21 protein-coding genes are annotated in these 18,807 nt (G+C 64.6%); 15 read left to right on the forward strand and 6 right to left on the reverse strand.

Going from position 1 to position 18,807, the window contains the following annotated elements; genetic code table 11:
- Positions 1-44 precede the first annotated feature (44 nt).
- The gene (locus IVB47_RS01220; protein WP_018455582.1) at positions 45-491 is read right to left on the reverse strand and encodes a carbon monoxide dehydrogenase subunit G; all 447 of its coding nucleotides are present in this window, start codon (positions 489-491) and stop codon (positions 45-47) included.
- Positions 492-675: 184 nt separating this feature from the next.
- On the opposite strand from IVB47_RS01220, the gene IVB47_RS01225 reads away from it, so the two are divergent.
- The 3 genes from IVB47_RS01225 to IVB47_RS01235 all read left to right on the forward strand — a co-directional run bounded on the left by IVB47_RS01225 (position 676) and on the right by IVB47_RS01235 (position 3,356).
- Positions 676-2,031 carry a 3-carboxy-cis,cis-muconate cycloisomerase gene (locus IVB47_RS01225; protein WP_247459420.1) on the forward strand — a complete coding sequence of 452 codons (1,356 nt, stop codon included), beginning with the start codon at positions 676-678 and terminating at the stop codon, positions 2,029-2,031.
- Positions 2,032-2,067: 36 nt separating this feature from the next.
- On the forward strand, positions 2,068-2,850 hold the full coding sequence (pcaD, locus tag IVB47_RS01230) for a 3-oxoadipate enol-lactonase (RefSeq protein ID WP_027567708.1): 783 nt from the start codon (positions 2,068-2,070) through the stop codon (positions 2,848-2,850).
- A 113-nt stretch (positions 2,851-2,963) separates the two neighbouring features.
- Positions 2,964-3,356 carry a carboxymuconolactone decarboxylase family protein gene (locus IVB47_RS01235; protein WP_027567707.1) on the forward strand — a complete coding sequence of 131 codons (393 nt, stop codon included), beginning with the start codon at positions 2,964-2,966 and terminating at the stop codon, positions 3,354-3,356.
- On the opposite strand, the gene IVB47_RS01240 is transcribed toward IVB47_RS01235, so the two are convergent.
- A complete protein-coding gene (locus IVB47_RS01240; RefSeq protein ID WP_027567706.1) occupies positions 3,318-3,854 on the reverse strand; it encodes a hypothetical protein in 537 nt (178 codons plus the stop codon). The two genes, IVB47_RS01235 and IVB47_RS01240, sit on opposite strands and share 39 nt — an antisense overlap.
- A 344-nt stretch (positions 3,855-4,198) precedes the next feature.
- Here IVB47_RS01240 and IVB47_RS01245 point away from each other — a divergent pair, with 344 nt between their 5' ends.
- The 5 genes from IVB47_RS01245 to IVB47_RS01265 all read left to right on the forward strand — a co-directional run bounded on the left by IVB47_RS01245 (position 4,199) and on the right by IVB47_RS01265 (position 9,292).
- Positions 4,199-5,116, forward strand: coding sequence for a branched-chain amino acid ABC transporter permease (locus IVB47_RS01245; protein ID WP_007602412.1), 918 nt, complete (start codon positions 4,199-4,201; stop codon positions 5,114-5,116).
- 11 nt (positions 5,117-5,127) lie between these two features.
- A complete protein-coding gene (gene livM / locus IVB47_RS01250) occupies positions 5,128-6,447 on the forward strand; it encodes a high-affinity branched-chain amino acid ABC transporter permease LivM (protein WP_027567705.1) in 1,320 nt (439 codons plus the stop codon).
- Positions 6,444-7,277, forward strand: coding sequence for an ATP-binding cassette domain-containing protein (locus tag IVB47_RS01255; protein WP_247400338.1), 834 nt, complete (start codon positions 6,444-6,446; stop codon positions 7,275-7,277). The genes livM and IVB47_RS01255 overlap by 4 nt, the downstream gene beginning before the upstream one ends.
- Positions 7,274-8,014 (forward strand): ABC transporter ATP-binding protein, encoded by a 741-nt coding sequence (locus IVB47_RS01260; RefSeq protein WP_027518807.1) that lies wholly within the window; start codon positions 7,274-7,276, stop codon positions 8,012-8,014. The genes IVB47_RS01255 and IVB47_RS01260 overlap by 4 nt, the downstream gene beginning before the upstream one ends.
- Positions 8,015-8,173: 159 nt before the next feature.
- Positions 8,174-9,292, forward strand: a complete 1,119-nt coding sequence (locus IVB47_RS01265) for a branched-chain amino acid ABC transporter substrate-binding protein (RefSeq protein WP_007602405.1) — start codon at positions 8,174-8,176, stop codon at positions 9,290-9,292.
- A gap of 83 nt (positions 9,293-9,375) precedes the next feature.
- On the opposite strand, the gene IVB47_RS01270 is transcribed toward IVB47_RS01265, so the two are convergent.
- The gene (locus IVB47_RS01270) at positions 9,376-9,762 is read right to left on the reverse strand and encodes a response regulator (protein ID WP_027567703.1); all 387 of its coding nucleotides are present in this window, start codon (positions 9,760-9,762) and stop codon (positions 9,376-9,378) included.
- A gap of 239 nt (positions 9,763-10,001) precedes the next feature.
- On the opposite strand from IVB47_RS01270, the gene IVB47_RS01275 reads away from it, so the two are divergent.
- Genes IVB47_RS01275 through IVB47_RS01285 form a run of 3 tightly spaced genes read left to right on the forward strand, consistent with a single transcriptional unit; the run spans position 10,002 to position 14,130 of the window.
- A complete protein-coding gene (locus IVB47_RS01275) occupies positions 10,002-12,812 on the forward strand; it encodes a PAS domain S-box protein (protein ID WP_247362382.1) in 2,811 nt (936 codons plus the stop codon).
- A 59-nt stretch (positions 12,813-12,871) separates the two neighbouring features.
- Entirely contained in the window at positions 12,872-13,867 is a 996-nt protein-coding gene (locus tag IVB47_RS01280) for a P1 family peptidase (protein ID WP_247362384.1), read from the forward strand.
- Between the two features lie 50 nt (positions 13,868-13,917).
- Entirely contained in the window at positions 13,918-14,130 is a 213-nt protein-coding gene (locus IVB47_RS01285; RefSeq protein ID WP_247459421.1) for a KTSC domain-containing protein, read from the forward strand.
- 12 nt (positions 14,131-14,142) lie between these two features.
- Here IVB47_RS01285 and IVB47_RS01290 read toward each other — a convergent pair whose 3' ends face one another.
- The gene (locus IVB47_RS01290) at positions 14,143-14,937 is read right to left on the reverse strand and encodes an EF-hand domain-containing protein (RefSeq protein WP_247459422.1); all 795 of its coding nucleotides are present in this window, start codon (positions 14,935-14,937) and stop codon (positions 14,143-14,145) included.
- Between the two features lie 250 nt (positions 14,938-15,187).
- Between IVB47_RS01290 and rpe the strand changes: the two genes are divergently transcribed.
- From rpe to IVB47_RS01310, 4 genes are all read left to right on the forward strand, one after another.
- Entirely contained in the window at positions 15,188-15,889 is a 702-nt protein-coding gene (rpe, locus tag IVB47_RS01295; RefSeq protein ID WP_247459423.1) for a ribulose-phosphate 3-epimerase, read from the forward strand.
- A 149-nt stretch (positions 15,890-16,038) separates the two neighbouring features.
- Positions 16,039-16,179: a hypothetical protein gene (locus IVB47_RS01300; RefSeq protein ID WP_162847284.1), complete on the forward strand. Its 141-nt coding sequence runs from the start codon at positions 16,039-16,041 to the stop codon at positions 16,177-16,179.
- 4 nt (positions 16,180-16,183) lie between these two features.
- Positions 16,184-16,360, forward strand: a complete 177-nt coding sequence (locus IVB47_RS01305) for a hypothetical protein (RefSeq protein ID WP_197031140.1) — start codon at positions 16,184-16,186, stop codon at positions 16,358-16,360.
- Between the two features lie 21 nt (positions 16,361-16,381).
- Entirely contained in the window at positions 16,382-16,573 is a 192-nt protein-coding gene (locus tag IVB47_RS01310) for a hypothetical protein (RefSeq protein ID WP_247459424.1), read from the forward strand.
- Between the two features lie 24 nt (positions 16,574-16,597).
- Here IVB47_RS01310 and IVB47_RS01315 read toward each other — a convergent pair whose 3' ends face one another.
- Both IVB47_RS01315 and IVB47_RS01320 read right to left on the reverse strand, forming a co-directional pair.
- The gene (locus IVB47_RS01315) at positions 16,598-18,022 is read right to left on the reverse strand and encodes a bifunctional serine/threonine-protein kinase/universal stress protein (RefSeq protein ID WP_247459425.1); all 1,425 of its coding nucleotides are present in this window, start codon (positions 18,020-18,022) and stop codon (positions 16,598-16,600) included.
- A 5-nt stretch (positions 18,023-18,027) separates the two neighbouring features.
- Positions 18,028-18,768, reverse strand: a complete 741-nt coding sequence (locus tag IVB47_RS01320; protein ID WP_247400348.1) for a metallophosphoesterase family protein — start codon at positions 18,766-18,768, stop codon at positions 18,028-18,030.
- Positions 18,769-18,807 lie beyond the last annotated feature (39 nt).

The raw sequence follows: 18,807 nt of genomic DNA on the forward strand, positions 1-18,807 counted from the left end.
ACATCACCGGGAATGCAAGGCGCCATGCCGAAAGGCGATAGCGTTCAGCCCTGTACCGCCTTGGCGAAGTTCGCGAAAAATTCGTCGGCCAGTTTCTTGGCGGCGCCGTTGATCAGGCGCTGCCCGAGCTGCGCCAACTTGCCGCCGATCTGTGCCTCGACCTCGTAAGACAAAAGGGTGCCGCCGTCCTTCTCCGCAAGCTTGACCACGGCGCCACCCTTGGCGAAGCCGGCCACCCCTCCCTCGCCTTCGCCGGAGATCTTGTAGCCGTTCGGCGGGTCAAGATCGGACAGCGTGACCTTGCCCTTGAAGCGCGCCGACACCGGACCGACCTTCATTTTCGCCGTCGCACGAAAGCCGCCATCGTCGGTCTTCTCCAGCTCCTCGCAGCCGGGGATGCAGGCCTTCAGCACCTCGGCATCGTTGAGCTTGGCCCACACGGCCTCGCGCGGCGCCGCAAGCTGGACTTCGCCGTTCATCGTCATGGCCATTGGGTGCCTCCCCGGATACCGAACTTGGATCGTGCAACTTTAATGCTGCTCAAGTACCGCACGGAGGCGGCAAAAGAAAGGGTGGCCTCCGGTCACGGGCAATGCATATTCGCAACTGCAAAAAGCTTGCGCCGCCGGTTTGGGATTGGCACAGGCGGGCCATGGTGGTTAGGTCCCGCATAATATGAGCACATCCCTCTCCCCCCTGCTCGCGCCGATGCTGTCGAGCGTGGCCATGCGCGCGGTCTGCGACGACCGGTCGACCCTCCAGAACATGCTCGATTTCGAGGCAGCCCTGGCCCGAGCCGAGGCCGCCACCGGTGTGATTCCCGCGTCCGCGGTGGGCCCGATCGAAGCCGCATGCAAGGCCGATACCTTTGACATGGCTGCGCTGGCCGAGGCCGCGACGCGATCCGGCAATCTCGCGATCCCCCTGGTCAAGACGCTGACCGCCAATGTCGGCAGGGCCGACGCAGAGGCCGCCCGCTACGTGCATTGGGGCGCGACCAGCCAGGACGTCATCGACACCGCGACCATGCTCACGCTTCGCGCCGGCATCGATGCGTTGGACGCCGATCTCAGCCGCGCCATCAAGGGCTTTGCCGCACTGGCGCGCACTCATCGCAACACGGCGATGGTGGCGCGGACCTGGCTCCAGCACGCGCTGCCGATGCCGTTCGGCCTGAAGGCTGCCGAATACGCCGCAAGCCTCGCCCGCGCCCGCTGCCGCTTGAGGCGGCTCTCCCGCGAGGGCCTCGCACTGCAATTCGGCGGCGCGGCCGGCACGCTTGCAGCACTCGGCGACAAGGGGCTCGTGGTCTCCGAACGGCTGGCGCGGGAGCTGAACCTGCTGCTGCCCGAAGCGCCCTGGCACACCCATCGCGACCGCATCGCGGAAGCCGCATCAAGCTTTGCGATTCTCGCCGGCAGCTGCGGCAAGATCGCGCGCGACGTCTCGCTGCTGATGCAGACCGATGTCGGCGAAGCGTTCGAGCCTGCCGGCGAAGGCCGCGGCGGCTCCTCGACCATGCCGCACAAGCGCAACCCGGTCGCGGCCGCAAGTGCGCTGGGCTGCGCGACCATGGCGCCTCAGCTCGCAGCGACGATTTTTGCCGCACAGGTGCAGGACCACGAACGCAGCGCCGGTCCCTGGCACGCGGAATGGCCGACGCTGCCGCAATTAATGCTGGTCACCTCCGGCGCGCTTGCCGCCATCGTCGACATCGCCGAGGGTCTCGATGTCGATGCCGCGCGCATGCGCAGCAATCTCGATGCGACGCACGGGCTGATCATGGCGGAAGCGGTCACCTTTGCGCTGGCCGACAAGATCGGCAAGAGCGATGCGCATCATCTGATCGAGGCCGCGAGCAAGCGCGCGGTCGCCGAGAAGAAGCATCTGCGCGAGGTGCTCGCAGCCGATTCGCAGGTCACTGCGTATCTTTCGCAGGAAAAAATTGCGGCGTTGTTCGAGCCGATGGCCTATCAAGGCGCTTCCCAAGCCCTGATCGACCGCCTGCTCGACAGCCTCGAACGCGAATAGAGCAGCCTTGAGCGGACATAAAACGGAGACGCCAGCATGCCCATGATCGATGCCGACGGTTGCCTGATCAACGTCTCCGTCGAGGGCCGCGACGGCGGGCCGACGCTGATGCTGTCGAACTCGCTCGGCTGCACGCTGCAGATGTGGGAGCCGCAGATGAAGGCGCTGACGCAGATATTCCGCGTCATCCGCTACGACCGCCGCGGCCACGGCAAGTCCAACGTTCCGCCCGGCCCCTATACGATGGAGCGCTTCGGCCGCGACGTGCTCGCGATCCTCGACGACCTCAATATCGAGAAAGTGCACTGGTGCGGCCTGTCGATGGGCGGCATGGTCGGGCAATGGCTGGGCGCGAACGCGCCGGAGCGCTTCGGCAAGCTCATCCTCGCCAACACCTCCTGCTACTATGCCGAGCCGACCAAATGGCTCGAGCGCATCGATGCCGTGAAGAAGGGCGGCATCGCCGCCGTCGCCGATGCCGTTATTGCCGGCTGGCTCACCCAGGATTTCCGCGAGCGCGCACCCGACATCAGCGCCAGGATGAAGACGATGCTGCTGGCCTCGCCGGTCGAAGGCTATCTCGCCTGCTGCGAAGCGCTGTCGACGCTCGACCAGCGCGCGCTGCTGCCGAAGATCAAAAGCCCGACGCTGGTGATCGCCGGCCGCCACGACATGGCGACGCCGATTTCGGCGGGTGAATTGATCCGCTCAAACATTCCCGGCGCAAGCATGACCATCATCGACGCCGCCCATATTTCCAATGTCGAGCAGCCGCACGCGTTCACCGACGCAGTGGTGGGCTTCTTGACGCAACGTTAGTCGCAACCGTCATTGCGAGCGCAGCGAAGCAATCCAGCTATTTCCGCGGCACGGATTCTGGATTGCAATCCCTCCGCGGTGACAGACTGGCAATGACGAAGGAGGAGAACAGCATGGACGACCAGAAACGCCGCGATGCCGGCATGAACGTGCGCCGAAAAGTGCTGGGCAATGCCTGGGTCGACAAGTCGATCGCGGGTCGCAATGCATTCAACACCGATTTCCAGGACATGATCACGCGCTACGCCTGGGGCGAGATCTGGACGCGGCCGCATTTCGACGAGCGCACGCGGCGGGTGCTGGTGATCGGCACCATGGTTGCGCTCGGCCAATGGGACGAATTCCGCCTGCATGTGCGCGCAGCCCTCGCCGAGGGCGGATTCACGCCCGACGACATCAAGGAAATCCTGCTGCAGCAGGCGATTTATTGCGGCGTGCCGGCGGCGAACCACGCCGTCAAGGAAGCCTCAGCGATTGTGCAGGAGCTCGGCCTGCTCAAGACCTAGCGGCGGGGTGGCCTCGACGGTCCTCTGAACGATCTTGGGCGCCGCCGCGGGCCGTTCGATCACCACCACGATGGCGGCACCGAGCAGGAGCAGGAGCTCGGTGGCGTGCAGCCGCAGCGCGGCCATCTCGCCGACCTTCGAGGCCATGATCATGCTCGCAAACGAGATCAGGCTGCCGATCGCAAGCGCAATGCCGAGCGCTTCGTCGCTGCCGCCGTTCTTGCGGATGCGGGGGATGCAGAGCAGCGCAAGGTAGATCGCAAAGAACGCCACCACCGTCAGTCGCCCCAGTGCCAGCAGCCAGGCGGCGCGCACCGTGTCCATCCCCGCCATCTGGAGATGGTCGCTGAGGAAAAGCGCCACTGCGACGCTCGGCCGCTCATAGAGGCCGTGCACCGGCGCCACCATGATGTTGAAGGCAACGAGGGTCCAGGCCGGGATGAAATAGGCCGCCAGAAGTGCGCCGTTGACCGAACCGATCCGCCAGTTTCCGAACATGCCGCTTCCCGCTTCGTTTGGCCCGCGCCTTCGATGGAAGGCTTTGCCGGGAGCTAACTCGCATCAGACTGTGGCGGCAATTTAAACCCTTTGTTTACCTTAACTGCCTCCCGCCAGGCATCCAATTAGGCGCCGGCGGCGCCGGTTCCGGCCATTGCGGGGAACCGGAGCGCCCCAAATGATCTCTGTAAAAGCCTTGATGCGGAGGCAGGGCCGGTTGCAGCCGCCAGTTCCCTCCTGTTACAAAACGAGAATGCTTAAGGGCTGCCGGGGCCCGAGAAGAAACCAGCACTCTCTCTCGAAGAGCTCCCTTTGAGCCGCGTCAGATTTGGGTACGGCAGCCTATGGATTATTTCGCCCAGCAGCTCATCAACGGCCTCGTGCTCGGCTCGATCTACGGGCTGATCGCGATCGGCTACACGATGGTCTACGGCATCGTCGGCATGATCAACTTCGCCCATGGCGATGTCTTCATGATCGGCGGCTTCATCGCGCTGATCACCTTCCTTCTCCTGGTCTCGACCGGCCTGACTGCGGTCCCGGTGATCCTTTTGATCGTGATCCTGGTCTCGATGGCGGTCACCGCCCTGTATGGCTGGACCATCGAGCGCATCGCCTACCGTCCGCTGCGCCACTCCTTCCGCCTGGCGCCGATGCTGTCGGCGATCGGCATGTCGTTCGTGCTGACCAACTATTCGCAGGTGGCGCAAGGCGCACGGGTGAAGCCAGTGCCGCCAGTGATCACCGGCGGATATACGCTGCACGAGAGCGCCGATGGATTCGTCATCCAGCTCTCCAACATCCAGATCGTGGTGGTCATCACCACCATCGTGCTGCTGGCGATCTTCACCTGGCTGGTGTCGCGCACCCGGCTCGGGCGCGACATGCGCGCCTGCGAGCAGGACCAGACCATGGCGGCGCTGCTGGGCGTCAACGTCGACCGCACCATCTCCATGACCTTCGTGATCGGCGCTGCGCTCGCCGCGGTGGCCGGCCTGATGTACCTGCTCTATTACGGCCTGGTCGATTTCTTCATGGGCTTCGTCGCCGGCATCAAGGCGTTTACCGCGGCCGTACTCGGCGGCATCGGCTCGCTGCCCGGCGCCATGCTCGGGGGGCTCGCGATCGGGCTGATCGAGACGTTCTGGTCGGCCTATTTCTCGGTCGAGTACAAGGACGTCGCCGCGTTCTCGATCCTGATCGTCGTGCTGATCTTCATGCCGACCGGCCTGCTCGGCCGCCCCGAAGTCGAAAAAGTCTGACGGTCGCGCGCGTGAAAACTCCTTCGAGCAATACGGCCAAAGCTGCATCGGGCATCCCCGCTCTCCTGAAGACCGCCTGCGTCAACGCACTGATCGCGCTGGTGCTGTTCTCGCTGATGGTCGGCGTCCGCACCGAAGCCGGTTCCGACGGCCAGCTCACCTATTGGACGCGCTTCGGCGAGGTCGCCTCCCTCGTCGCCGCGGTATTCGGCGGCTCGATCGTGCTCGAGCTGCTCAAGCAATGGATCGGTCCGACCGGCGCTGAGAAGCTGGTGCCGCCCGCGGTGCAGAGCGGAATGTCGTTCCTCGGCCGCTATCTCGCACCGGCGCTCCTGATCTTCACGCTGCTGGTGCCCGTGATCTTCTATGACCAGCGGTACATCCTCGACCTCGCAATCCTCGTGCTCACCTATGTCATGCTGGGTTGGGGATTGAATGTCGTGGTTGGCCTCGCCGGCCTGCTCGATCTCGGCTACGTCGCCTTCTATGCGGTGGGCGCCTATTCCTACGCGCTGCTTGCGACCAATTTCGGCTGGTCATTCTGGATCTGCCTGCCGCTCGCCGGCGTCCTCGCCGCATTCTGGGGCGTGCTGCTCGGCTTTCCCGTGCTGCGCCTGCGCGGCGACTACCTCGCCATCGTGACGCTCGCCTTCGGCGAGATCATCCGCCTCGTCATCATCAATTGGCAGGATCTGACCGGCGGCCCCAACGGCGTCTCCAGCATTCCCCGCCCCTCCTTCTTCGGCATCCCGCTCGACAACAGCGACAACGGGCTCGCCGCCAGGCTCGGCATCGAATATTCGCCGACCCACCGCATCGTCTTCCTGTTCTACCTGATCCTGGCGCTCGCGCTGCTCACCAACTGGGTGACGATCCGGCTGCGCCGCCTGCCGATCGGCCGCGCCTGGGAAGCTTTGCGCGAGGATGAAGTCGCCTGCCGCGCGCTCGGTATCAACACCACGACGACCAAGCTCACGGCATTCGCGACCGGTGCGATGTTCGGCGGCTTTGCCGGCGCGTTCTTCGCGACTCGCCAGGGCTTCATCAGCCCGGAATCCTTCACCTTCCAGGAATCGGCGCTGGTGCTCGCCATCGTCGTGCTCGGCGGCATGGGCTCGCAGCTTGGGGTTGCGCTCTCCGCGCTCGCCATGATCGGCGGTTTCGAGCTGTTCCGCAGCCTCGAGAGCTATCGCATGCTGGTGTTCGGCATGGCCATGGTGCTGATCATGATCTGGCGGCCGCGCGGCCTGATCGGCCATCGCGCGCCGACCGTGTATCTGACCAAGGCCCACGCGATCTCATCCGACCTCGTCAAGGAGGGACACGGATGAGCCGCGACCAGATTCTCGAGGTCGACCGGCTCACCATGCGCTTCGGCGGCATCGTCGCGGTGCAGGACCTGTCGTTTGCTGCCGAGCGGAACAAGATCACCGCGCTGATCGGACCCAACGGCGCCGGTAAGACGACGGTGTTCAACTGCATCACCGGGTTCTACAAGCCGAGCGGCGGCGCCATCCGCCTCAGCCATGACGACGGCAAGGTGATCGCGCTGGAGCGGCTGAACGATTTCCGCATCGCCAAGCAGGCCAAGGTCGCCCGCACCTTCCAGAACATCCGCCTGTTCCCCGGCATGACCGCGCTGGAAAACCTGATGGTGGCGCAGCACAACGCGCTGATGCGCGCCTCCGGCTTCACCTTGCTCGGGCTCATTGGCGCGCCTGTCTACCGCGAGGCCGAGAAGCGCGCGATCGATCTCGCCACCGATTGGCTCAAGCGGGTCAATTTGCTCGATCGCGCCGACGATGCCGCCGGTAATTTTGCCTATGGCGACCAGCGACGGCTCGAGATCGCACGTGCGATGTGCACCGAGCCCGCGCTCTTGTGCCTGGACGAACCCGCAGCCGGCCTCAACGCGCGCGAGAGTGCCGCCCTGAGCGAGCTGCTGCTGTCGATCCGCAACGAGCTCGGCACCTCGATCCTGCTGATCGAGCACGACATGTCTGTGGTGATGGAGATCTCCGACCACATCGTTGTGATGGACCACGGTGTGAAGATCTCGGAAGGCTCCCCGCGCGAGGTTCGCGACGACCCAAAGGTGATCGCCGCCTATCTCGGCACCGATGAGGAAGAGGCGGCGGCCGTGATGGAGGGCGGGTCGTGACGTCGCCCACTGCCTTGCTCGCGATCCGCGGCCTTCGCGCCGCCTACGGCAAGATCGAGGCGCTGAAGGGCGTCGACCTCGAGATCACTGCCGGCGAGATCGTGGCGCTGATCGGCGCCAACGGTGCCGGCAAGTCGACGCTGATGATGACGATCTTCGGCAAGCCGCGCGCCCGCGCCGGCCAGATCCTGTACGAAGGCCGTGACATCACCGAAGTGCCCACCCACGAGATTGCGCATTTGCGCATCGCGCAATCGCCGGAAGGCCGCCGCATCTTCCCGCGCATGAGCGTGGCGGAAAATCTCCAGATGGGGGCGGACGCCACCGAGTGCACTGACGCCGAACGCGAGGCGACGCTACAACGCGTGTTCACGCTGTTTCCGCGGCTGAAGGAACGCTACGCCCAGCGTGGCGGAACCCTGTCCGGCGGCGAGCAGCAGATGCTGGCCATCGGCCGCGCCTTGATGAGCCGTCCTCGCCTGCTCCTGCTCGACGAGCCCTCGCTCGGTCTGGCGCCGCTGATCGCGCGCCAGATTTTCGATGCGATCCGCACCCTGAACCGCCAGGACGGCCTGACCGTGCTGATTGTCGAGCAGAACGCCAACCATGCGCTCAAGCTCGCCCATCGCGGCTATGTCATGGTCAATGGCCTGATCACGCTGGCCGGGACCGGCGCCGAGTTGTTGCAGCGCCCCGAGATTCGCGCCGCCTACCTGGAAGGCGGCCGGCACGGTTAAGGCCTCCCAGGTCGAACCCGCGCTGCCGAATGTGGCGAGATATCTCTGCCCATGCCCGTATTTTGCCGGTGACTTCTCCTCGAATTCATTCAAGAATAGCGCCGGTTTGAACCGGGCATGCCCGGTAACTCCCACAGGCGACCACCCTCGAGGTATCTCATGAAATCACTGAAGCTCATCGGTCTGGCATTCGGCGCGTCGATCGCGCTGTCGAGCGCGGCATTCGCGCAGGATGTCACCGTCGCAGTCGCAGGTCCGATGACCGGCGGCGAGTCCGCTTTCGGCCGCCAGATGAAGAACGGCGCCGAGATGGCCGTAGCCGACATCAACGCCGCCGGCGGCCTCAACGGCAAGAAGCTGGCGCTGTCCGTCGAGGACGACGCCTGCGACCCGAAGCAGGCGCGCTCGATCGCCGAGAAGATCGCCGGCGCGAAGATCCCCTTCGTGGCCGGGCATTATTGCTCGTCGTCGTCGATCCCCGCGTCGGAAGCCTATGCCGACGGCAACGTGCTCCAGATTACTCCCGCCTCCACCAATCCGAAGTTCACCGATAGCGGACTGTGGAACGTGGCGCGCGTCTGCGGCCGTGACGACCAGCAGGGTCTGGTCGCCGCCCAGTACATCGCCAAGAACTACAAGGGCAAGAATATCGCCATCCTCAACGACAAGACCACCTACGGCAAGGGTCTTGCGGACGAGACCAAGAAGGCGCTCAACAAGGCCGGCGTCACCGAGAAGATGTACGAGTCCTACAACAAGGGCGACAAGGACTTCAACGCGATCGTCTCGCGGCTGAAGCGCGACAACATCGATCTCGTCTATGTCGGGGGCTACCATCAGGAGAGCGGCCTGATCCTGCGCCAGATGCGCGACCAGGGCCTCAAGACCGTGCTGATGGCCGGCGACGCGCTCGCCGATAAGGAATATGCCTCCATCACCGGCCCTGCCGGCGAAGGCACGCTGTTCACCTTCGGCCCCGATCCGCGCAATAAGCCGACCGCGAAGAAGATCGTCGAGGCCTTCAAGGCCAAGAACATCGACCCCGAGGGCTACACGCTCTACACCTACGCGGCGATGCAGGTCTGGTCGCAGGCGGCCAAGAAGGCCGGCACCACCGATGCCAAGAAGGTCATGGCGGCCATCAAGGCCGGCAAGTGGGACACCGTGATCGGGCCGATCGAGTATGACGCCAAGGGCGACATCAAGCAGCTCGACTACGTCGTCTACAAATGGGACGCCAAGGGCGGCTACGCCGCGATCAGCGGCAACGGCACCTAAGCACGCTTGCCGGGGGCCTGAACGCCTCATTCAATCATCATAGCGCCCCGGCTTGCCCCGGGGCGTTTCTTCCTGCGTCAGAATCAGACGGCTGCAGGCAGCGCGCCGTCCGCCGCAGCTTGGGCGTTCCTTAGTGCCTGAAGAAGATCGTTCGGCCGAAACGGCTTTTGCAGGCAGACCACGTTGGCGAGGTGGGGCGATTGTTCCATGAAGTCCAGTGCCATCATCCCCGACACCGCAACGACCGGGAGACTCGGTGCAAGCTCGCGCAGCGTCGTGATGACCTCGACGCCGCTGGTATCGCCAAGGAAAATGTCGACGATTGCCGCGTCGAAGCAGGTCTCGGTGAAGGCTTTCACCCCGGCTGCGCCGCTATCGGCCTCAACGACGTCGTAACGGTTGACGCGCAGCACGATCGCGACCATCGCACGGACGTCCTTCTGGTCGTCGATGATGAGAACGCGGGGCATAGGGAACAACTCCCGGATCCTGATTCAAAATGCCTGATTCAAACCTGGAACCCGTAGCAGCGGGAGAGCATTATGGCACCGTCCAGTAAAGCGCATCTTACCCGATCCCCCGTGCGCGTTCCCCATAAAATTAAGTAAACTGTAACCTTCGGTTGAGTCGCGGTGGGTTTTGTCATGATGCGTGCCCAGAACCCGCTACCATGGACCAAAATTGATTGGGCCAAATGAGATTGGCGAAGATGCTCAAGACCGATCTGCGAGAGCTTCACGTGTCCGCGCCGACCGATCGGAGCACATTCCTTTCGACGTTGCCGGCCACCCCGAAAGACCGCACCGCAGCATTGGCGATCGTGGGCGTCTCGTCGATCCTGTTCGCAATGGCCGTGCCCTTCGCAGGTATCCCGCTGCTGCCCGTGCCAGCCTTCGTCGCGAGCTATCAATCCGCGCTCGTCGTCGCGGACATCGTCACCGCGGTCCTGCTGTTGTCGCAGTTTGCGGTGCTCAGGACCCGCGCGCTGCTCGTGCTGGCGACGGGCTATCTGTTCACCGCTGCCGCGGCCGTGGTCCATGCCCTCACCTTCCCCGGACTTTTTTCGCCGACCGGGCTGCTGGGAGCCAACCAGCAGACCACGGTCTGGCTCTACATGATCTGGCACGGTGGCTTCCCGCTCTGCGTGCTGGCCTATGCCTGGCTGAAGGAGGCCGACGGCGGCGCCCGGATCGCGGGCTCGGCAAGCAAGGCGATCTACGCCAGCGTGGTCGGCGTCGCCGCGGTCATGGTCGTCTTGACCTGGATCGTCACTGCCCAGCACGACCTGCTTCCGGTCCTGCTGCGCGACGGCCGTTACACGCAGATCATGATCGGCGTGGTGGCCTTTGTCTGGTCCTTGAGCTTTGCCGCGCTGGTCTCGCTGTGGTTCCGCCGTCCGCATTCGGTCATCGACGTCTGGCTCATGGTGGTGATGTGCGCGTGGCTGTTCGACATCGCGCTGTCGGCGATCGTCAACGTCGCGCGCTTCGATCTCGGCTTCTACGCCGGCCGCGTCTACGGCCTCTGCGCGGCGACCTTCGTGCTCGCAGTGCTTTTGATCGAAAATGTCCGCCTCCAGGCGCACACGCTGGGGCTCGTCGGCAGGTTGCGCCAGCAGTCAGCATTGGATCGCGACTATTATGGCAAGCGCCTTGCGCTGTACGGGGCCGTCGTCGAATCCGCCAATGATGCCATCATTACGAAGACCCTCGACGGTGTCATCACGGGCTGGAACAAGGCCGCCGAACATCTGTTCGGCTATGCCGCCGCGGAGGCCATCGGCCAGCCGATCGACATCATCGTGCCGGAGGACCGCAAGGCCGAGGTCAGGGGTATCCTGAACAGGGTCGGCGGCAATGAAACGATCGCCCAGCATGAAACGGTCCGGATCCGAAAGGACGGTCGGCCGCTCGACGTCGTTCTCAATGTTTCTCCGCTCAAATCAGCCAACGGACAGATCATCGGCGCTTCCAAGATCGCCCACGACATCACGGAAGAGAAGCAGGCAAGAGAAAAACTGCGCCGCGAGGTCGAGGAGCGGCAGCGGATCTTCGAGACCTCGCAGGACCTGATCCTGGTCACCGACGGTTTTGGCAATTTCATCCAGGTCAGCCCCAGCGTGAAGACCATTCTGGGCTTGAGTCCGGAGGACATGATCGGGCACAGCGCCACCGAGTTCATTCATCCCGATGACCTCCAGAAGACGCGCGACGAGATGCGCGCGGCGCGGCGTGGCGCGGTCAAGCGCAGCTTCGAGGCGCGCTACTACCACTACGATGGTCACGAGGTCACGCTGAACTGGATGGGCACCTGGTCCGATCCGGTCAAGCGCCATTTCTTCATCGGTCGCGACCTCACCGAGAAGCAGGCCGCCGAGGCGCAGTTCAGGCACGTCCAGAAGATGGACTCCATCGGTCAATTGACCGGCGGTGTCGCGCACGACTTCAACAATGTGCTGACCGTCATCACCGGCACGATCGGCATCCTGGCGGACGCGGTCGCTGACCGTCCCGAGCTCGCTGCCATCACCAAGCTGATCGATGACGCCGCCGAACGCGGCGCGCAACTGACCAAGCATCTGCTCGCCTTCGCCCGCAAGCAGCCGCTCCAACCGCGCGAAATCGACGTCAACGCATTGACGCTCGAGGCCGCAAAGCTCCTGCATCCCACGCTCGGCGAGCAGATCACCATCATGCCGCAACTCACCGAGGATGCGTGGCCGGCACTGATCGACCCGGGCCAGCTTTCCACCGCGATCCTCAATCTCGCGCTGAACGCGCGAGATGCCATGCCCAACGGCGGCACGCTGGTGCTGGAGACCCGCAACATCTTTCTTGACGACGGCTATGCCAGCATGAACCCCGACGTGGTGGCTGGCAATTACGTCATGATCGCCGTCAGCGACACCGGCTCCGGAATCCCGCCGGAGTTGATGGACCGGGTGTTCGATCCCTTCTTCACCACCAAGGAGGTCGGCAAGGGCACCGGCCTCGGGCTCAGCATGGTGTTCGGCTTCGTCAAGCAGTCCGGCGGACACATCAAGATCTACAGCGAGGAAGGCCACGGCACGAGCGTGAAGATCTACCTGCCGCGCTCGAGCGGCGTGCAGGAGACCGAGTTCGAGGCGCTCCAGAACGCGCCCGTCACCGGCGGCCACGAAAAGATCCTGATCGTCGAGGACGACGCGCTGGTGCGCCAATATGTCGTGACCCAGATCAAGAGCCTCGGCTATGTCACCCTCGAAGCCGGCAACGCGGCCGAGGCCCTCGTCATTATCGACGCCGACAAGAACATCGACCTGCTGTTCACGGACGTCATAATGCCGGGCAACATGAACGGACGCCAGCTCGCCGACGAGGCGGCTCGCCGCCGCCCCGACTTGAAGACGCTGTTCACCTCGGGCTACACCGAGAACGCCATCGTCCATCACGGACGGCTCGATTCCGGCGTGCTGCTGCTGGCAAAGCCCTACCGCAAGTCCGAGCTCGCCAAGATGCTGAGGACCGCGCTCGCGGGTTGAGCCTGCGGCATCCCTGCGATATCGCTGAAGCGGACGCCCTTCAGCCCTGCGGAGCCGCCTTGAAAAACCTTCTCACCGATATCGCCGGCGTCCGCGTCGGCCATGCCGAGGATGCGAAAATTGCCACTGGCACGACCGCGATCATCTTCGACGCCCCCGCTGTTACGGCCATCGATGTTCGCGGCGGCGGACCCGGCACGCGCGAAGACGCGTTGCTCGACCTCGCCAGCACCGTCGATCGCGTTGACGCCATTGCGCTGTCCGGCGGCTCAGCCTTTGGAATCGACGCCGGCGGCGGCATCCAGGCCTGGCTCGCCGAACAAGGCCGCGGCTTGCGGATTCGCGAGGCTGTGATTCCGATCGTCCCCGGCGCGATCGTTTTCGACCTGCTCAACGGTGGCGACAAGAGCTGGGGACGCTTCGCGCCCTATCGCGATCTCGGCTACGCCGCAGCGTTGGCCGCCAGCGACGATTTCGCGCTGGGCAGCGTCGGGGCCGGCCTCGGAGCCACCACCGCAACCTTCAAGGGCGGACTGGGATCGGCCTCCGCGGTCCTGGCCAATGGCATCAAGGTCGCTGCGATCATCGTCGTCAACGCGGTCGGCAGCACAACGGTTGGCGAGGGGCCTTGGTTCTGGGCTGCACCGTTCGAGGAGAACGGCGAGTTCGGCGGGCGCGGCCTGCCGTCCGCGTTCACGCCGGACATGCTGGCGATGCGCATCAAGGGCGGACCCGCCGCGAGCGCACGTGAGAACACCACGATCGGCCTCGTCGTTACCGATGCCATGCTGACCAAGGCCCAGGCCAAGCGGCTTGCGATGATCGCGCATACCGGGTTCGCCCGTGCGATTTATCCTGTGCATGCCCCAACCGATGGCGACGTGCTGTTCGCCGCCGCAACGGGCGAGAAGCCGATCGAGCCGCTGGTCGGCCTCACCGAACTGGGAACCGTCGCCGCCAACGTGGTCGCACGCGCGATCGCTCGCGGCGTCTACAATGCGACGGCCCTGCCGTTTGCCGGCGCGCTGCCGGCGTGGAAGGATCGGTTCGGCTAGAAACGAAACGGCTGACACGGCGTTACCCTGACGGGCCAAGGTGCACCGCCATGCCGTCTTCCGTGATCCGGTTTTTCCGTTATGCGCCCGAGACTCGCGAGCTGAAAGTGACTTTCGTGAGCGGACGCCTCTATGTCTACGAGGACGTTCCGCCCGAGGTCGCCGCGGCGTTCAGGAATGCGCGCTCAAAGGGTACATTCTTCAACCGCGAAATCCGCGACCGTTATGTCTACCGTGACATCACTCACGAATATGCAGGCTAGCCGTGAGCAAGGTTACACGCTCATCGACATCGATGAACCGACAGCCGCTGAGGCGCCTTGTCCCTGCCCGCCCTGCCGCTGCATCAACTGCGCGAACAGATCGTACGCCGAATTACGGGGGCTGGAGGCGCCCGGGACCGTCGTCGACATCTTGAAGCCGTCGGCGTAGGTGACGGTGGTGGTGGTCGAGCCGTCGGCGCCGGTCGTCGAAGTCGAAGTCGAGCCGCCGCTGGACGGCGAGGAGGAATCCGAACCGCCGCCGGACGCATCGCCCGCACCTTGCGCGTGATGGTGGCCGCGATGGCCGCTCTTCAGTGCCTTCGACATCTCATCGAGGCTGACGCTGCCGTCGGTATTCGAATCCAGCTTCGAGAAAACGTCGTCGGCCTGCGCGAGGTTGGTGCCGCCGGCGCCGAGCGCATTCTCGAATTCCGACTTGGTGATCTTGCCGTCGCCGGCGCCATCGATCTGCGAGAACAGGTCCTTCAGGGCGGCGTCGCGGCGCGTCGAGGACGAGGATGTCGAACTGGACGAGGTCGAGCTCGCTGCGCTGCTCGTAGTGTCCGAGGATTGGCTCTGCGCGGCGAACAGCGCGTTCATCGTCTCCGGCGAGATCTGCGGGGTTTTGCCCGCATTGACCGACGAGGTCGCGCCGGTCGTGCTGTTGCTGCCGCTGTCGACCGCGAACGGATTGGTCGCAGGCTTTTGCGAGGACCCCGTCTTCTGCGTCGAAGAGGACGATTTCGAATTCGTCAGCGACTGGATCGCGTCGAGCGCGCTCGATACGGCCCCAAGAGCGAACAACATTGCACAACTCCAACCGATGCGGCATGCCGCGGCCAATGTTCTGTTCAGGTGAAGTCAGCAAGCGCCGTGCCAGCGCAAAAAGCTCAATGAAATCCGCTTTCACCGCGCTTTGCACGGCCGGGAACACCGGCAATTCATGCCGGTCGCGGCAGAAATTTCCGCCCACAGGAAGCACGCCGCCCCTGCATTGCCCGGCTGAGAGGCCCATGTTAGGCGAGTCCATCTTTCACGGCCGCCACGGGAAACCGCCATGACCCAAGCCATCGCTCCCCGCCCCCTGGCAATCGCGCCCTCGATCCTGGCCTCGGACTTCTCCAGGCTCGGCGAGGAGGTGCGCGCCGTGGACGCTGCCGGAGCCGACTGGATCCATCTCGACGTCATGGACGGGCACTTCGTTCCCAACATCTCGTATGGCCCCGACGTCATCAAGGCGATGCGCCCGCACACCAAGAAGATCTTCGACGCGCATCTGATGATCTCGCCCTGCGACCCCTACCTGGAGGCCTTTGCGAAAGCCGGCTGCGACCACATCACCGTGCATGCCGAGGCCGGTCCCCATCTGCACCGCTCGCTTCAGGCGATCCGCGCTCTCGGCAAGAAGGCCGGCGTTTCGCTCAATCCGGGCACGCCGATCAGCGCGCTCGAATACGTTCTGGACCTGGTCGACCTCGTGCTGGTGATGTCGGTCAATCCCGGCTTCGGCGGCCAAGCCTTCATCCCCTCCGCGATCGGCAAGATCCGCGACATCCGCGCGATGACGGCGGGCCGTCCGATCGACATCGAAGTCGACGGCGGCGTCGGCCCCGACGTCGCAGGTCCCCTGGCCGCAGCCGGCGCCAACGCCTTCGTCGCCGGCACGTCCGTGTTCAGGGGCGGCACGCAGGACGCCTACAAGACCAACATCGCGGCGATCCGCAACGCCGCCGCGGGCGCGCGTGGCGAGGCGATCTGAGGGCCCGCTCGGCTCCGCAGACGTGCGGCTTCTACGGGTGTTGCGGCGCGCAATGCCTAAATTTGCAACCTTGATCCGTACTCCTCCGGGCTTCCCTGATTCGCGCAAATCACCGCTAGTGATTCTTGCCTGTTTCGCGGGAGCACATCATGACGACGACCCTGGTTTGGACTGGCGTGGCGTTGTGGCTTGGTTTTTGTGCGTTTGTTGTGTTTGGTCCATCAGCCGGACCGGTGAAGGTCTCGGTACGCTCGGCCCGCATCGCCCGCCGCGACTGGTATCGGGCCTGACCCCATGCAGATCGCGCTCGTAAAGCGTCAGCCGAAGCGCCGGTGCCGCATCCCGCGGCGCCCGCATCCTGACCTCGATTTTTTCTTCGGTCGGCTCGAACGCACCGAAGGCGAGATGCGCGACGACACCGGGCCCGACATGGACCTGGATCATCCGCTCCGGTCACCGCGCCGGCATTGAATTCTTTTCTGGACCAAGCTCATGAAGCCGCATTGCCCGAACTGCCTGAAAGAAATGACCAAGGCGTCCGCGTCGCGTAACCTGTTCAACTGCGAGCCCTGCCGCGAGATCATCCAGTTCTTCGGCGGTAACGCGGATCACGGCGCGCCCGGCCCGCAATTCTCCTGGCCGATCCGCCGCAAGCGCTCCGTCCACACCGCTCACGCGGCCTGAACCTCCAGGATCCAGAGCGCCGCCCTATCCGGCCTCTTCGTCCGCATCCGCAGCCATTCGCGGCGGCCGTACCACGGTAACGGTGCAGGCCGCTTCCGAGGCCACCTTGGCCGAGACGCTGCCGAGCAGCGTGCGCCTGAACGAGCCCTGCCGCGCGCCGATGATGACGTGGTCGACGTGGTTGACCTCGCAAAACTCCAGGATAGCTGCCGCCGGATCGACGGCTTCCAGCACATGAGCCGACAGCCGGCTCTCATCCAGCTTGAGCGGCGTGGCCCAGTGCCTGAGCGCCACCAACCGGTCGATATGCTTGTTGGAGCCCTGCTCATCCAGCGTCCTGTCAATCGCGATGCGGTTGAGCTTCAGCACGTTGAGACATGCGAGCCGCGCCGACGGCAGCGTGGCGAGAATGCGTTCCGTCGTCATGCGCAGAGCCTCGTTCAGCTCCGGCTCGCCTTCCGCCGTATCGAGCGCGACCGCAACGATCGGGCTTGATGCGAGCTGGGCTGCGACATCCGATTTCGCGCGGGGCGCCATGACACCCTGGTTGAACCGGCGGCGCCAGGCGACGCTGAGCGGATCGCGCTTCATTCGCTCCGAGCGCATCGTGAGCCTGATCTGGTCCGGATGGGTCAGATCGAAGGCGAGCTGCGACGCCGTCGGATAGCGCCGCACCGGCTCGATCTCGAGGCACCGCAGCACCACCTCCTGGAGCCAGGGCGGATAGTCGGCGCGCAAGCTGCGCGGCGGGTGCGGATCGCGCCACAACCGGCGCCGCATCGCACGCAGCGTCTCGCCCTCGCCGAACGGCCGCTCGCCGGTCGTGAAGAAATAGAGCAGCACGCCAAGCGAGAACAAATCGCTGCGCGGATCGTCGCGCACCCCTGACAGCCGTTCAGGCGCCATATAGGGCGCGGTGCCGTAAGGCAGGCGAAATTCCTCCTGCAACAGGTCCGGCAGATGGTTGTGATGCGACAGGCCATAGTCGATCAGCACCGCCTCGCCGCTCTCGCGGAACATGATGCTGCTCGGCTTGATGTCGTGATGGATCACGTTCTGCCGGTGCAAATCCGCCAGCCCCGTCGTGATCCTGGCGACGAGTTGCCGCGCCTCGTCATACGGCAGCGGCAGGTCGGGCAGCCGCTTGTAGAGCGTTGTCCCGGTGATGCGCTCGATTACGACATAGGCTTGGTGGGCAAAATCGCCGGTGCCGAAGCTTGAGGGCACGTGCGGCCCGGCCAGCCGCGGCAGGATCATCATTTCCATTTCGAAGGAGACGATCGCCGCTGGATCCTCGCCCTCCGACACCCGCGGAATCTTCATCAGCAGCGGCACCTCGATGCCGGGATGGGTGACCGTCCACAGCGTCGCCATGCCGCCGGCATGGACGCATTCGCCAATGGTGTAGCCGTCGATCTCTGCGCCTGATTTGACGAGGGGTTTCGGCATCGCCTCTAGCGCCCCTGCGACAATCGGTCGGCGAGCCAGTGCGGCAGGCCGTTCTCACGGATCCGGTTCGCGGCCGTCTCGACATCGTAGGGCGCGCGGCAATAGGTGATCAGGCAGGTGACCGTATCGAACAGCACGAAAGCCGCGGATGGATCGCCATCGCGGGGCTGGCCGACCGAGCCGAGCACCGCTAGCCATTGCCGCCCGCGCAGCAGCGGTACGGAGACGTCGGTCTTGGGCACGAGTCCCGACATCTTCGCCGTCACCGACATCGAATAGATCGCCGGGCGGTGGATGTGGCCGCAGAACGTGACATGAGCGGGCGTCGCGATCAGGCTTTTGGCGGCGTCCGCCGTCGATCGGACATAGTGCCAGCTCAGGGGGCTGGAGGCTTCCGAATGCACGAACAGACGATCGCTGTCCTCCACCAGCATCGGCAATTCCGCCAGGAACCGCCGCTGCGCGGTGTCGAGCCGGCCGCGGGTCCATTCGATCGCGATTTGCGCCTCGGCATTCATGGTCTCGGCCGAGGAATTCACCGCCTGGTCATGGTTGCCGCGCACAGCGACGGCGCCCTGGGCGACCAGCTCCATCGCGGTATCCACTACCCATTCCGGATCGGCGCCATAGCCCACGAAGTCGCCAAGCAGGATGAACCGCTCGGCGCCACGCGCCCGCGCGACTTTCAGGCACGCCTCGAACGCCTGCCGGTTGCCGTGGATATCCGAGAAGACAGCGAGAAGCACGCACCCTCCACCCTCGAACCTTATTGGGAGCCGATAAGG

Source organism: Bradyrhizobium sp. 62 (assembly GCF_023073035.1).
Lineage (GTDB): Bacteria > Pseudomonadota > Alphaproteobacteria > Rhizobiales > Xanthobacteraceae > Bradyrhizobium.